This window comes from Curtobacterium sp. MWU13-2055 (genome assembly GCF_023242305.1).
Classification (GTDB): domain Bacteria; phylum Actinomycetota; class Actinomycetes; order Actinomycetales; family Microbacteriaceae; genus Curtobacterium.
The window spans coordinates 1-14,739 of record NZ_JALLIO010000014.1; the positions used below are offsets into that span (position 1 = coordinate 1).

A 14,739-nucleotide genomic window follows, 5' to 3' on the forward strand; every position below is an offset into this window, starting at 1 on the left:
CGAGCAGGGCGTGACGGTAGCATTGGCGGGTCATGACTGCGCCATTCACCACTGCTTCCGGGTCCGAGATCCGCGTCCGTTTCTGCCCGAGCCCGACGGGGACCCCGCACGTGGGGCTCATCCGCACGGCGCTCTTCAACTGGGCGTACGCACGCCACACCGGCGGCAAGCTCGTGTTCCGCATCGAGGACACCGACGCCGCGCGGGACAGCGAAGAGTCCTACGCGCAGATCCTCAACGGCCTGCGCTGGCTCCGGCTGGACTGGGACGAGGGCGTCGACGCCGGCGGTGAGCACGGACCGTACCGGCAGTCGGAGCGGACCGCGATCTACGACGACGTCATCGCGAAGCTCAAGGCGTCCGGGCACATCTACGAGTCCTTCGTCACGCCCGAGGAGATGGAGGCCCGCAACAAGGCTGCCGGGCGCGATCCGAAGCAGGGCTACGACAACCACGAGCGGGACCTGTCCGACGACGAGCGTCAGGCGTTCCGCGACCAGGGCCGCGAGCCGGCGCTGCGACTCCGGGTCCCGGACAGTGACCTGAGCTTCGACGACCTCGTCCGTGGCGAGATCACCTTCAAGCAGGGGACGTTCCCGGACTTCGTGGTCGTCCGGCCGAACGGCAAGCCGCTGTACACGTTCACGAACCCGGTGGACGACGCCCTGATGGGCATCACGCACGTCCTGCGCGGCGAGGACCTGCTGTCGTCGACCCCGCGGCAGATCGCCCTGTACGAGGCGCTGTACGAGATCGGGCTCGCACCGGCGATCCCGGTGTTCGGTCACCTGCCGTACGTCATGGGCGAGGGCAACAAGAAGCTCTCGAAGCGCGACCCCGAGGCGAACCTGTTCCACCACCGCGACGCCGGCATGATCCCCGAGGGGCTCGTCAACTACCTGGCCCTGCTGGGGTGGTCGATCGGCGCCGACCGCGACGTCTTCTCGATCGACGAGATGGTGGCGGCGTTCGACGTCACCGACGTCAACCCGAACCCGGCGCGCTTCGACCACAAGAAGGCCGAGGCGATCAACGGCGACCACATCCGGTTGCTCGAGCCGTCGGACTTCCGCTCCCGGCTCCTGCCGTACCTGACCGACCTCGTGGCCGACCCGCCGACCGCGGAGCAGACCGAGGTCCTGACGAAGGCGGCGCCGCTCGTCCAGGAGCGCATGCAGCTGCTCGGTGAGGCCCCGGCGATGCTCGGGTTCCTGTTCACCGCCGACGCCGACCTGGTGGTCGAGGACGACGCACAGGCATCGCTCAAGGGCGACACCGGCGCCGTGCTCACGGCCGGCATCGCGGCGCTCGAGCAGCTCGACGACTGGCGGACCGAGGCGATCGAGGGTGCCCTCCGCACGGCGCTCATCGACGACCTCGGGTTGAAGCCCCGGGTCGCCTTCGGTCCGCTGCGCGTGGGGGTCTCCGGGCGCCGGATCAGCCCGCCGCTCTTCGAGTCGATGGAGATCCTCGGCAAGGAGTCCACCCTGACGCGGCTCCGCGCCCTCGCGGCCCGCTGAACGGCGAACGATGAGCACCGCGGGAAGCGCTGCAGGACCCACGGGTGTGCCGAGTACCCCGGTCGTCCACGACGTCGCGGTCATCGGCGCCGGACCGGCCGGTCTGAGCGCTGCGCTCAACCTGGTGCGGGCGAAGCGCACGGTGCTCCTCGTCGACGCGAACCGGCCACGCAACGCCGCGACCCTGCGGTCGCACGGCTTCCTGACGCGTGACGGGATCTCCCCCCTCGAGCTCCGGAAGCTCGGTCGCGCCGAGGTCGAGGAGTACCCCGAGGCGACGATCGTGCAGGCCGTGGTCGACCTGGTGACCCCCGACGCCGACGGGTGGCGGCTGCACGGGACCTGGCGTGGTGCCGAGGTGGACGCGCGGGCGCGGACCGTCGTCGTCGCCACGGGGCTGCGCGAGGAGTTCCCGGCACTGCCGATGCTCCGTGCGTTGTACGGCACCGCGGTGCACAGCTGCGTCGAGTGCGACGCGTACGAGAAGGCGGGGGAGCCCCTCGCCTTCATCTGCGAGACCGACGACGTCGTGGACCGGGCACTGCTCATCGCGGCGTGGGCCGACGACCTCATCGTGTACACGAACGGTGTCGCTCCGCTCGACGACGCGGGGCGAGCCCGGTTGGCGCGTGCCGGCGTCGTGGTCGACGAGCGGGTGATCGAGGACCTCGAGGGCGACCGGACCGGCATGACCGGGGTCCGGCTGGTCGATGGCCACGTGGAGCCGCGGACGGGCGGCTTCGTCCGACCGACGTGGCACGCGGACCTCGACTGGCTGCGCGCCGACACGCCCGGCGCGCCGACGGCCCCGGAGCGCGATGCCCACGGACTCCTCGTCGTCGACCGGGTCGGCCGGACCACGGTTCCCGGGCTGTACGCCGTGGGGGACGTGACCCCTCCCGGGCCGGAGCAGCTCATCGTCGCCGCCGGGCACGGTGCCACGACGGCAGCGGCAGTGCACCGAGACCTCGTGGGTGGTCTCGTGGACCTCCGGGATGCTGTACAGTAGTTGATCGTGCCCCGGACAACGGGGACGGAAGGCCAGCAGGCCTTTTGGGGTATGGTGTAATTGGCAACACAGCGGTTTCTGGTACCGTCGTTCTTGGTTCGAGTCCAGGTACCCCAGCACTCGAAGAACAGCCCCCGGGATCCCCGGGGGCTGTTCTCGTCTCCGGACTCGTGCGCCGCCATCGCCTCCATCGGCGATCCACAGGCTCCGGACCGCGCATTCCGAGGTTGCGCGGAACCGCACGATGCTCCGCGCCCACCCGGGCCACCCGCGGCCCTGGACCGTCCCCGTACGGGGGCCGAGCACGCTGGCGGAGGTGCGCCGGGCCTCCCGGTCGGGTTGCGTGACCCCGCACCCCGCGCGACACGGCTCGTGGGCCGTACCGCGTCGGACGTACCGTCGCAGGACCGGCGCGGGACCCGCGGCGGCCCGCCGACGAGCATCCGAGGTGTCATCGTGACCTCTGCCGACCCGCTGACGACGACCGAGCACTGGACCCACCGCGCCGCGATCCCGCTGGCCGACGACCACTCCGTCCTGGACCGCTGGGACCGTGTGGTCGCGCTCCACGGCGACGCCGCTGCTCTTGCCGGGGACGGCCGTCCCTACACGTTCAGCGAGGCGGACCGGGCGGCGCGCGACCTCGCGTCGGTGCTCGGGGCCGAGCTCCGACCCGACGACCACAGTGGTGCCGGCGTCGGCGCCGTGGCCGGTGGGGCATCGAAGCCGGTCGGCGTCATGGCCGGCCAGACCACCGAGGCCGTCGTCGCGATCCTGGCGCTCGTCCGCGCGGGGCGCACCGTGGTGGTGCTCGACGAGCACCTGCCAGCGGTCCGCCTGGGGCACGTCGCACAGCTCGCCGGGGTCGACGAGATCGTGGCGGACACCGCGCGCGCCGACCTGGCGGCGACCGTCGTCGCCGACCGGGACGGCCGGGTGCACGCACTCGACGAGCTGATCGAACGACGCGGCGAGTCGGCGAGCGACGAGAGGGCGACCGACGTGACGACGGCCGACACTGCAGCGGACACGGCAGCCGACGCGCCCGCCGGAACCCGCGCCGCCGGCACCCGCCCCGGCACCCGCCCGGGCGGCCACGACGCGTTCGCGATCGTGTTCACCTCCGGCTCGACGGGCATGCCGAAGGGTGTCGTCCTGACGCACCGGCAGCAGCTCGCGAACGCCGAGCAGGACGCCGTCGCCCTCGGCACCGGACCCGGTGACCGCCTCGGCGTGGTCCTGCCGCTGTCGTTCGCCGCCGGTCTGCTGTTCTCGTTCGACACCCTGCTGAGCGGCGGCAGCGTCGTGCTCCTCGAACCCCGCGAGCTCGGCGTCGAACGCCTGCTCGCACGGTTCTCCGCCGACGGCGTGAACGTCCTCGTCTGCACCCCGCACCTGCTGCGGTCGATCGTCGGCTCGCAGACGGCACCCGGGGCGCAGGCGTCCGGGGCGGGCCCCGCGCTCGGCGGCCTCCGCTTCCTGATGACCACCGGCGAGGCGGTGACCGGCGCCGACATCGCCGCCGCCCGACCGCACCTCGACCCGACGACCCTGCTGCTGAACGCCTTCGGGTCGAGCGAGACCGGCTGCGTGGCCTACTGCCCCGTGGAGCCCGGTGCCCCGGTGCCCGAGGGCGTCGTGCCCGCTGGGTGGCCGCTGCCCGGCAAGCAGGTGCTCGTGCTGCGCGAGGACGGCAGCCCCGCCGACCCGGGGGAGACCGGCGAACTCGTCATCGTCTCCCAGGGCCTGACCGCCGGGTACTGGGGTGCCCCGGAGAAGACCGCCGAACGTGCCGGACACACCGACGACGGCACGCCGACGTGGCGGCAGGGCGACCTGGCCCGGATCGAGCCGGACGGCCGGCTCGTGCTGCTCGGACGCTCCGACGACGCCGTCAAGGTCCGCGGGTACCTCGTGGAACCGAGCGAGGTCGAGGCGGCGCTCCGCGCGATCCCCGAGGTGCACGACGCCGTCGTCACCGCGCAGGTCGACCCGCCCGCCGTCACCCGCCTCGTCGCGTACGTCGTCGGCCGTCCGGGCCAGCGCACACCGGCGCCCGCGGCCCTGCGCCTGGCCCTGCGGGACCGCCTGCCGGAGTACATGGTGCCGGCGTCGATCGTGCCGATGACCGAGCTGCCGCGGAACGAGCGCGGCAAGGTCGACCGGGCCGAGCTGCCGGGTGCGCCGAGCATCGAGACCGAGATGGTCGAGGGCGAGTACGACCAGTGGGAGCTCGTGGTCGGGCAGATCTGGGCCGAGGTGCTGGGCCTGCGCGGCGTCCACCTCGACGAGGACTTCTCGGCCCTCGGCGGCGACTCGTTGTCGGCGGAGGAGATGCTCGCGCTCGTGCAGAGCCGTCTCGGCATCGACCTGCGCTCGTCAGACGTCCTGCAGCACCCCACGCTCCGGGCGTTCGCCCGACGGGTGCGGAGCGGCACGACGGCGCTGCCGAGCCACCCCGACGTCGTCAAGGTGTCCGGCGCGCGCGAGTCCGGCCGTCCGCCGGTGTTCTGCTTCGCCGGCGGTGGAGCGCTCGCCCTGACGTTCCTGCCGTTGTCCCGCTATCTGCCCGAGCACGACGTGTACGCGTTCCAGCAGCACGGCCTCGAGCGTCGGGGCATGCCGGACTGGAGCATCCAGGCCAGCGCCCGCCGGTACGTCGCCCTGATGCGCATCGTGCAGCCGCGCGGACCGTACCTGCTGGTCGGCCACTCGCTCGGCGGGCTGATCGCGCTCGAGATCGCCCGGCTGCTCACCGAGAGCGGCGAGCAGGTCGAGCACGTCGCGCTGCTGGACACCTACCTGCCGCGGACCGGGGCCGAGGGGGTCCGGAAGCACTTCGGACGGCTCGAGCCCCGCGAACACCGCAACCCCGCCGTCCGTGTCGTCGGCCAGCGCCTCGCCGGGGCCGTCCGGCGGGTCATGCCGTCCGGCATGTCGTGGGGCGAGCACGTCGCGAAGCGCGCGCGGGCCTACAGCGCTGGTGTGCTGCGGCACGGCGGGCAGAAGGACTTCGACGCCTTCTTCGACCAGGCCGAGCTCGTCACCCGGCGGCACCACCCGACGCCGTTCCACGGACGGGCGACGTACGTGCTCGCCGATGCGAACCCGGACGCGACCGGCTGGTCCGCGCTGCTGCGCGGGCGGACCGAGACCGTGCGGATCGCGGCCGAGCACAGCTCGCTGCTGCGGGAACCGCACGTGGCCGACCTCGCGACGGCGCTGCGTGCGGCGTTCGCGACGGAGGGCGCGGCCCGGAACTGAGCGGCTGCGCGCATCGAGTGAGCAGAAGACGTCGCCTCCGCGGTCCGGAGGCGACGTCTTCTGCTCACCGGGTGCGGTGGTCGCGACCAGGAAGCGGACGGGAGGCGCGGGGCGGGCTGGCACCGCGCCTCCCGTCACGTCTGCCCCTGCGTCCACGGCACGCGGCCGGCGCGGTGTTGCGGGTTTCCGTATCCGCGGCCGAGTGTCCGCAATGGACCGCACCGCGCATTGACCGCCTGCCAGCCCGCGACGATGGTTGGACACGCGGGGAAGAGTACCCACTCACCTGCGAAGCCGGCGGCGTCGTACCCGCGTCCCGCTGCTCGACCGACGACGGTCACCGTCGTCGATGCGTCATCCGAGGACGCGCCGCTCGTCACACGAGCCACAACCCGACAGCAACCCTGACCCGACAGGACCGCGCCCATGCCCGCACGTACCGTTCGCCCTGCAGACCCGAGGGTCTCCGTCGTCATCCCGGCGCGGAACGAGGCCCGAAACCTCGAGATCATCCTGCCGAAGCTCCCGCCGGTGTACGAGGTGATCCTGGTCGACGGCAACTCCGTCGACGACACCATCGCCACCGCGCAGCGCGTGATGCCCGACATCCGCGTCGTGCACCAGACCCGCAAGGGCAAGGGCAACGCCCTCGCCTGCGGGTTCGAGGCCGTCACCGGCGACGTCGTCGTCATGTTCGACGCCGACTGCTCCGCCGACCCGGACGAGATCCCGCGCTTCGTGCAGGCGCTCGTCGAGGGCGCCGACGTCGCGAAGGGCACCCGCTACTCGCTCGGCGGCGGCAGTGACGACATCACGATCGTCCGCAACCTGGGCAACCGTGGCCTGAACATGCTCTGCAACATCATCCTCGGCACCCGCTACAGCGACCTCTGCTACGGCTACAACGCCTTCTGGGCCGACGTCCTGCCGGAGATCGGCCTGCTGTCCTCCGAGCTGCCGAAGCCGTCCGACGGCTCGATGCTCTGGGGCGACGGGTTCGAGATCGAGACCGTGCTCACCTGCCGCTGGTCGGCCGCCGAGCTCGCGATCACCGAGGTCCCCAGCCACGAGAAGCTCCGCGTGCACGGCTCGAGCAACCTGAACGCCGTGACCGACGGCATCCGGGTGCTGAAGTCGATCATGCACGAGCGTCGTCGCGCAGCGATCGGCCGCTCCGAGGTCCGTCGCGCCGCGATGAGCGTCGTGCCGCCGGCCGAGCAGCTGGCCGCCGTGCCGCACGCCGCCGTACCGCACGCCGCCGCACCGCACGTCGCGTCGGCCGCAGCGCACGCCTCGGTCCACGCCGCCGGGCACGCTCCGCACGGCGCCCCCGTCGCCGCCGTGGCCAGCCTCGAGGAGGAAGTCGCGTGACGACCGTCGCGGTCGTCATCTGCGCCTACACCCAGCAGCGCTGGGGCGACCTGCAGGACAGCGTCGAGTCCGCCAAGCGCCAGCCCGAGGCCCCCGAGGTCGTCGTCGTGATCGACCACGAACCCGAGCTCCTCGCCCGCGCCGCGGCGCGCTGGCCCGAGCTCCGCGTCGTCCCGAACACCGAGGACCGCGGCCTGTCCGGTGCCCGCAACACGGGCGTCGCCCTCACCGACGCCGACGTCGTCGCGTTCCTGGACGACGACGCGACGGCCGACCCGGACTGGCTCGGCCACATGCTCACCGCCCTCGAGGACCCGGACGTCGTCGGCGTCGGCGGCCGGGCCACACCGTCCTGGCCCACCGCCACCGGTGCCGGCCCGTACGCCGACGAACTCCTCTGGATCGTCGGCTGCTCCTACCGCGGCCTGCCCGAGACCCCCGGCGACGTGCGCAACGTCATCGGCTCGAGCATGGCGTTCCGCCGTGACGCGATCATGCTCGCCGGCGGGTTCCGCTCCGGCATCGGCCGCGTCGGCAACCAGCCGCTCGGCTGCGAGGAGACCGAACTCTGCATCCGCATCGCCCAGGCCCGTCCGGGTGCGCGCATCCGCCACGAACCGCGCTCGAACGTCTCGCACCGGGTCTCCCCGGACCGCGTGACGATGCGCTACCTGCGCCGTCGCAGCTACTACGAGGGCATCTCGAAGGCCGTCCTGAGCCGTCGCGTCGGCACGGGTGACTCGCTCGCCAGCGAGTCGACGTACCTGACGAAGGTCATCCCCGGAGCGGTGTTGCGCGAACTGCGCCACATCGGTCGTGGCGGTGCCCTGCGTGCCTTCGCGATCGTGCTCTCCGTCGCGTCGACCGTCACGGGCTACGCCGTCGGGCGTGTCCTCGGTGGCGTCGTCGTCCGCACCCCGGCGGCCGCCCCCGTCCCCCAGCCGGTGGGGACGCGGTGACCCGCGCGACCCTGGCGATGGTCATCTCGCCGATCGTGACCGGGCCGCTGTCCCCGACGTGGGACGGCGCCCTGTGGGTCGGCGAGGTCGACCGCGCCGACGTGCACGCGTCCAGCCACCGTGACGTGGTCGCACTCGAGGGCGCCGCGGGCTACCGGCGCGCTCGACTGCTCGTCCGCGACCACGGCGAGCCGCTCGGCTTCGTCGAGGCGGACATCACCGAGCGTCGCCGCATCGGTGGGACCATCGACGTCCGCACCCTCCAGCGCGCGATCCGGCCGATGCCGGTGCCCGAGCGTCGGCCGGCAGCAGGTCTGGTGCTGCCGTCCGTCACCGTGGTGCTCTGCACGGACGGGGCCGCTGGCACCACCATGCGGTCGGTGCTCGCCAACGAGTACCCCGACTTCGACGTCGTCGTCGTCTCGCACGGCGCCGACGACAGCGGCACCGCGACGGTCGAGATCGGCGGTCGGCGCGTCACCACGATCGCCGCGCCGACCGGTGGCCTCGCCGCCGCCCGCAACGCCGGACTCCTCGCCGCGAGCGGCGAGGTCGTCGCGTTCGTCGCCGAGGGCGCCGTCGTGGACGGTGACTGGGTCGCCGCGTTGGCCACCGCCTTCGCCGCGGACCCCGACGTCGCCTGCGTCACCGGGCTCGTCCCGAGCGCCGAACTGCGCACCCCCGCGCAGCGCTGGCACGACGACCGCACCGCAGCCGGCCGCACCGTCCGCCGTCGGGTGTTCCGCCTCGACGGCACCGACGACGCGCCCCCGCACCACCCCTTCGCCGCCGCTGCCTACGGCACCGGTGACAACCTCGCCGTGCACCGCGCGACCGCGCTCCGGATCGGCGGCTTCGACACCGCCTTCGGACCGGGCACCCGCGTCGGTGCCGGCGACGACCTCGACCTCTTCACACGACTGCTGTTCGCCGGATCCGCGATCGCCGTCGAACCGGCCGCCATCGCGTGGCAGCGATCGGCGGACGACGTCGCGTCGCTCCGCGCCGCTGCAGCCGCGCACGGCCACGGACTCGGAGCCTGGATGACCAAGAACGCCATCGACCGCGAGTCGCTCACCGCATCGGTGGACGCAGCGCCCGAGGCGCTCAGCGCCTTCGCACGACTCGGCCTCGAGCAGGGCGACCGTGCGACGGACATCGCCGGCGACCAGCCCGGTGACGCGGACCGCGTGCCCGACGCGGTCGACGCCGAGTTCGCCGCCACCCAGCGGCGGCTGCGCGGGGTCGAGCAGCGCTCGGTCCTGACGGCGCCGTTCCTGGCGCTCGTCGAACGACTGCGTGGTGGTGGCACGATCGACCGGAACGCCCGCGGTCGCCACGAGCTCCGGCACGGTCTGGCCTCGGCCGGTCCCGCCCGCCCGCTCGCGGTGGACGCGATGAGCCCGATCGCACGACTCACCGCAGCGGCGATCGTCGTCCTGACGCTCCTCGTCGCCGGGGTTGCCGCGATCGCCGGACTCCCGGTACTGCGGGGGAGTGCGATCGGCGTGTACCTGTTCGCGCTGCTCGGCGTCGCACCCCTGCTGCTCGTCCGCCCGATGCCGCTGGCACGCTTCAGCGTCTTCGCGGTCACGGCGTCGCTCGTCGGCACGATCGGCATCGGCTACACGATGGCGACGTTCCAGCTCTGGAACCCCACGGTGCCGTTCGTCGGGGTCGTCGTGCTCACCGCCGTCGCCCTGGCGATCGCCGTGCCGCGTGACGTCGCCGAACTGCAGCGCGCCCGCCTCGAGCCGGCCGCCGAGGGCGCCACGGCCCGGCGCTGGACCACCACCGACACCGTCACCGCCGGCTCGGTCGTCGGCCTGCTCGTCATCGTCGTCGCCGCGCTCACGCACATCGGCGACCCGGTGCCGGACGGGCTGTTCGGGTCGCTCGGCCCCGGCCTGGTCATCGGACTGGCGATCGTCGTCGCCGCTGCCGTCGTCGCCCTGGTGCGCGGTCGCGGACTCGCGATCCCGGTCGTCGTGCTCGGCGGGTCGATCCAGCTCGCACAGGCCATCACCTACGGCATGCCCACCGTGATGGCGGCCGCCCGTCACATCGGCGTGCTCGAGTACATCCGCCGCTGGGGTTCGACGAACCCGGCCGCCGACATCTTCCAGACGTGGTCCGGCCTGTTCGCCGGCGGCGCCTGGGTCGCGGACGTCGGCGGGATCGACAACGCGATGACCATCGCCGCGTGGGTCCCCGTCCTGCTGGCCTTCAGCACGACGATCGCCGTCGGGGTCCTGGCCGCCAACTGGCTGCCGGGCAACCGTCGCCCCTGGATCGCCGCGTTCCTGACCGCGATGACCGGCTCGCTCAACACGACGTACTTCTCGCCGCAGTCGGTGGGCATCCTGATGTCCCTGGTGATCCTCGTGCTGGCCGTCGGCCCGCTGCGACGCACCGCGGTGACCGCCGCCGACGGCGTCCGCTCGACGATCCTGCGGGCCCGCCGCGTCGGCCTGTCCCGGATCATCGCGATCACCCTGATCGGCATCGTGCTGGTCGTCACCCACCAGATCTCCCCGTACCTGACGGTCGCCGCACTCGTGACGCTCATCGTGTTCCGACTGCTCCGCCCCTGGTGGCTCCCCGTCGTGGTGCTCGTCCCCGCCGTCGGCTTCGCCCTGCTGAACGACGACATCCTGGGCAAGTTCCTGTCCCTGGGAGCCGTCGGCAAGGTGCTCGACAACGTGCAGCCGCCGTCGCACGACATGACGGTCCTGCCGAAGCCGCTCGTCACACGGCTCGCGTTCGACATCCCCGCGGCGGCCCTCGTGGTCCTCGGCCTCGTCGCCGTGATCACCGTGCTGATGCGCCGCGACCGCGTGCACTGGGGACTGCTGGCCACGGCAGCGAGCCCGATCTCGCTGCTCGTCGCGACGAACTACGGCCAGGAGGGCATCTTCCGCGTCGTGCTGTTCGCGACACCGTGGATCGCGATCCTGGCGGCAGGGCTCCCGATGCCCAGCGGCCGGCTGGCTCCCGTCGGTCGACTCGTCGCCCGTGCGGTGCGGCCCACGGCGGTCAAGGTCGTCATCGCTGCGGCCGCGGTCGCCGCGATGGTCGGCATCGGCGCGTTCGGTCAGACCGCCCTCGACTGGAACCGCGTCCCGACGCGCAGCCAGTCGGCGGCGACGCAGTTCTACGACGCGACCGCGCCGAAGGGCTCGATGATGCTGCTGACCGGTTCGGCGAACGCCGTCCCGAGCAACACCGGCGCACGCTACTTCGACGTCGGGGCGCTGTCCCGCGAGGTCCTCGGGGCGTACCCGGAGCCGGAGGGCTACGACGCCGAGGCCGACGTGTCCACGATGACCCGCCAGCTCGTCCTGGACTGGCCGGCGACGAAGTACTACGCACTGGTCGCCGAGCCCTTCGGCGCCTACGACGAGCGGTACGGGTACCAGACCGACGCCGACTACCAGGAGCTCGCGGCCGCGATGGCCGACTCGCCCTACTGGAAGCGCGTCTTCGGCTCCGGCACCACCGCCGTCTACGAACTGACCCCGGCAGGACTCGCACATGCCACGAACTGAACACCGCACGACCCGGGCCCCCCGGCGGACGTGGCGCACGCGCGCCGCGTCCGCCGCGGCGGTCCTGGGGGTCCTGGCGGTCGTCGCCGTCGTCGCCGGACCCGGCGGTGCGATGTCCGCCGATGCACGAGGTCGGAAGACACCGCCGCCGAGCACGCCGACCAGCACGCCGACGCCGACGCCGACGCCGACGCCGACGCCGACGCCCACGCCGACGCCCACGCCCACGCCGAGCAGCACACCGACGGGTGGCACAGCCGCCGCGAACGCCGACTGCAGCGCCGGCCGGGTCCTCACGATGGTGGCGCACGCCGACGACGACCTGCTGTTCTCCGGAACCGAGCTCCGCGCCGACATCGACGCCGGCAAGTGCGTCCGCTCGGTCATCGTCACCGCCGGTGACGCCGGCAAGCCCGCCTGGTACTGGCAGTCCCGCGAGAACGGGTTGATGGCGTCGTACGCGTCGATCGCCGGCGTCTCGTCGAACTGGACCGCCGGGCAGCTCTCGGTCGCCGGCCACACGCTCCGCACGGCGACCCTGGCGACGGCCCCGCGGCTCAGCCTGGTGTTCCTCGAGCTGCCGGACGGCAACATCGACGGCTCCGGCTTCGCGGCTACGGGCGGCGAGAGCCTGGAGAAGCTCTACGAGGGCCAGATCAGCACGATCCACACCGTCGCCGGGGCAGCCCAACCGACGTCCTTCTCGCTGACCGACCTGCGCGCGACGTTCTCCGGGCTCGTCACCGGGTACGCGCCGACCGAGATCCACACGCTCGACCACGGCGGCACGTACGGCGACGGCGACCACAGCGACCACCACACCGTCGCGTACCTCGCCGACCAGGCGCAGTCCGCCTACACGGCGGCGCACACGTTCACGGGCTACCTCGGGTACCCGATCGCGGACCGCCCGTCGAACCTGAGCTCCGCGCAGACGGCCGCGAAGGCCGCCGCCTTCTTCGCCTACGCCGCGTACGACGGTGAGACCTGTGGTTCCACCTCCGCCTGCGCGTCGCGCCCGGAGGGCTCCTGGCTGAGCCGGCAGTACGCCGTCGGCTCGTCGGCCCAGCCCCCGACGGACCCGCCGACCTCGCAGGGCACCGACGTCACCGCCGGCGCGACCGTCACCGCGAGCGGCGAGAACCCGGCCGACGGTCAGACCGCCGTGAAGGCCGTCGACGGCGTCGTGAGCGGCTACCCGGACGCCCCGACGGCCGAGTGGGCGGCGCCCGGTGGCCGAGCGGGCACGTGGATCCAGCTGAACTGGTCCGCGGGAACCACCCTGCAGGAGATCGACCTGGCCGACCGGCCGAACAGCGACGACCAGGTGACCGGCGGCACGCTGACGTTCTCCGACGGCACCAGCGTCGCCGTCCCGTCGCTCGACAACGGGGGAGCCGTGCAGCGTGTCGCGTTCAGCGCCCGTCAGGTCACGTGGGTGCGGTTCACGGTCGGTTCCGTGAGCAGCACGACCCGGAACGTCGGCCTCGCCGAGATCCGGGCGTTCCGGCCGGCGGACACCACGCCGACGCCCACGCCGACGCCGACCCCCACGCCCACCCCGACGCCGACGCCGACGCCGACGCCGAACCCGACGCCGACGCTGTCGGACGTCACCGGGTCGGCCACCCCGACCGCCGCGTGGGACGACCAGTCCACCGGGCAGACCGTCGCGAAGGCCGTCGACGGCGTCGTGTCGGGCTACCCCGACAACCCGACGGCCGAGTGGGTCGCCCCGTGGGGCCGGACCGGGGTGTGGATCCAGCTGGACTGGGCCGCCTCGCAGCACCTCGGTCGGATCGTCCTGAACGACCGCCCGAACAGCTCGGACCAGGTCACCAGCGGCACCCTGACGTTCTCGGACGGCAGCCAGGTCGCGGTGGGCACCCTGCCGAACGGCGGCGACGCCCTGACGGTCGACTTCACCCCGCGTGACGTCACCTGGGTGCGGTTCACGGTGACGGGCGTCTCGAACAGCACGGGCAACGTCGGTCTCTCCGAGATCCGCGCGTGGACGACCGGGTGACCGACGAGCAGGGCGACGGCCAGGAGGCCCGCCCCACCTGGTCGGAACACGTCGCCGACGACGCGGCATCCGCCCACGGCGCCCCACCGGCACACGGTCGCGGCCTGTCCCGGCACCGACCGCCGCGGCGCCCCGGCACCCGCCGGACCGCGCTCGCGGCCGGCGCCCTGCTCGTGGCTGCCGGCATCGTCGCCGGCACCACGACCGCGACCACCACGGCGAACGGTGACGACGTGACCCTCGACGACCCGAGCGGCGTCTCGATGCCGAGCTCCGAGCCCGAGGGGTGGACCCGGGTGTTCGGCGAGGACTTCGCCGACGCCGCCACGAACCGGACCTTCGAGTCCCGGTACTCGGACCGGTTCGTCGCATACCACGGGTTCGCCGACACCGCGGGGACGGGACGCTACCAGGCGTCCACCCTGTCGGCGCACGACGGCGTGCTCGACGTGCGTCTGCGGACCACGCGCGCCGGGGTGCCGCTGGCGGGCGGTGTCGTGCCGCTCGTCGACGGCGAGTGGGGCGGGCAGACCGCCGGCCGGTACAGCATCCGGATGCGCAGCGACGAGGTCGACGGCTACGGCGTCGCCGTGCTGCTGTGGAGCGACGAGAACCTGTGGTCGGACGGTGAGATCGACTTCCCCGAGGGGGCGCTCGGTGCGCCCGCCTGGCTGAACGTGCACTGCCTGGCCGACCCCGCCGAGAAGTGCATCCACCAGCAGACCGAGGCGTCGCTGCAGGACTGGCACACCTACACGATCGAGTGGACCGCCGACCGGATGTCGTTCCTGGTCGACGACGAGGTCGTCGGCACGACCACGGAGAACATCCCGACCGCTCGGATGCACCTCGTGGTGCAGGCCGGGTCGAACGACGGGAACCCACCGGCGGACGCCGCCGGGTCGCTCCTCATCGACTGGATGACGATCGACGTGCCGGCGGACGGTGCCGCGCCGAGCGCGTCGCTGCCGGACGACACCGCGACGACGGACCCGAACGACTGAGCGGTGCCGACGTCGTCGTCGGCACCGCTCAGTCGTCG

At 73.0% G+C, this 14,739-nt stretch carries 8 protein-coding genes and 1 tRNA gene; all 9 read left to right on the forward strand.

What is annotated here, in order from left to right; translation table 11 throughout:
• Positions 1-32: 32 nt before the first annotated feature.
• Positions 33-1,520 (forward strand): glutamate--tRNA ligase, encoded by a 1,488-nt coding sequence (gene gltX, locus M4960_RS18870; protein ID WP_248705105.1) that lies wholly within the window; start codon positions 33-35, stop codon positions 1,518-1,520.
• Positions 1,521-1,530: 10 nt separating this feature from the next.
• On the forward strand, positions 1,531-2,529 hold the full coding sequence (locus tag M4960_RS18875) for an NAD(P)/FAD-dependent oxidoreductase (protein ID WP_123937653.1): 999 nt from the start codon (positions 1,531-1,533) through the stop codon (positions 2,527-2,529).
• A gap of 45 nt (positions 2,530-2,574) precedes the next feature.
• A tRNA-Gln gene (locus M4960_RS18880) sits at positions 2,575-2,646 on the forward strand.
• 339 nt (positions 2,647-2,985) lie between these two features.
• Entirely contained in the window at positions 2,986-5,793 is a 2,808-nt protein-coding gene (locus tag M4960_RS18885) for an alpha/beta fold hydrolase (protein WP_248705107.1), read from the forward strand.
• A gap of 426 nt (positions 5,794-6,219) precedes the next feature.
• Positions 6,220-7,164, forward strand: coding sequence for a glycosyltransferase family 2 protein (locus M4960_RS18890; RefSeq protein ID WP_248705108.1), 945 nt, complete (start codon positions 6,220-6,222; stop codon positions 7,162-7,164).
• The gene (locus M4960_RS18895; protein WP_123294830.1) at positions 7,161-8,123 is read left to right on the forward strand and encodes a glycosyltransferase family 2 protein; all 963 of its coding nucleotides are present in this window, start codon (positions 7,161-7,163) and stop codon (positions 8,121-8,123) included. The genes M4960_RS18890 and M4960_RS18895 overlap by 4 nt, the downstream gene beginning before the upstream one ends.
• Positions 8,120-11,671, forward strand: coding sequence for a glycosyltransferase (locus tag M4960_RS18900; protein WP_248705109.1), 3,552 nt, complete (start codon positions 8,120-8,122; stop codon positions 11,669-11,671). The genes M4960_RS18895 and M4960_RS18900 overlap by 4 nt, the downstream gene beginning before the upstream one ends.
• Positions 11,658-13,697, forward strand: coding sequence for a PIG-L family deacetylase (locus tag M4960_RS18905; protein WP_248705110.1), 2,040 nt, complete (start codon positions 11,658-11,660; stop codon positions 13,695-13,697). Before M4960_RS18900 ends, M4960_RS18905 begins: the two co-directional genes overlap by 14 nt.
• Positions 13,694-14,701 carry a glycoside hydrolase family 16 protein gene (locus tag M4960_RS18910; protein WP_248705111.1) on the forward strand — a complete coding sequence of 336 codons (1,008 nt, stop codon included), beginning with the start codon at positions 13,694-13,696 and terminating at the stop codon, positions 14,699-14,701. Before M4960_RS18905 ends, M4960_RS18910 begins: the two co-directional genes overlap by 4 nt.
• The last annotated feature ends 38 nt before the right edge of the window (positions 14,702-14,739 follow it).

Excerpts from the sequence above, each read along its gene's own strand:
- gltX (WP_248705105.1), top strand. The coding sequence starts at position 33 with ATGACTGCGCCATTCACCACTGCTTCCGGGTCCGAGATCCGCGTCCGT.
- M4960_RS18890 (WP_248705108.1), top strand. The coding sequence starts at position 6,220 with ATGCCCGCACGTACCGTTCGCCCTGCAGACCCGAGGGTCTCCGTCGTC.
- M4960_RS18875 (WP_123937653.1), top strand. The coding sequence starts at position 1,531 with ATGAGCACCGCGGGAAGCGCTGCAGGACCCACGGGTGTGCCGAGTACC.
- M4960_RS18905 (WP_248705110.1), top strand. The coding sequence starts at position 11,658 with ATGCCACGAACTGAACACCGCACGACCCGGGCCCCCCGGCGGACGTGG.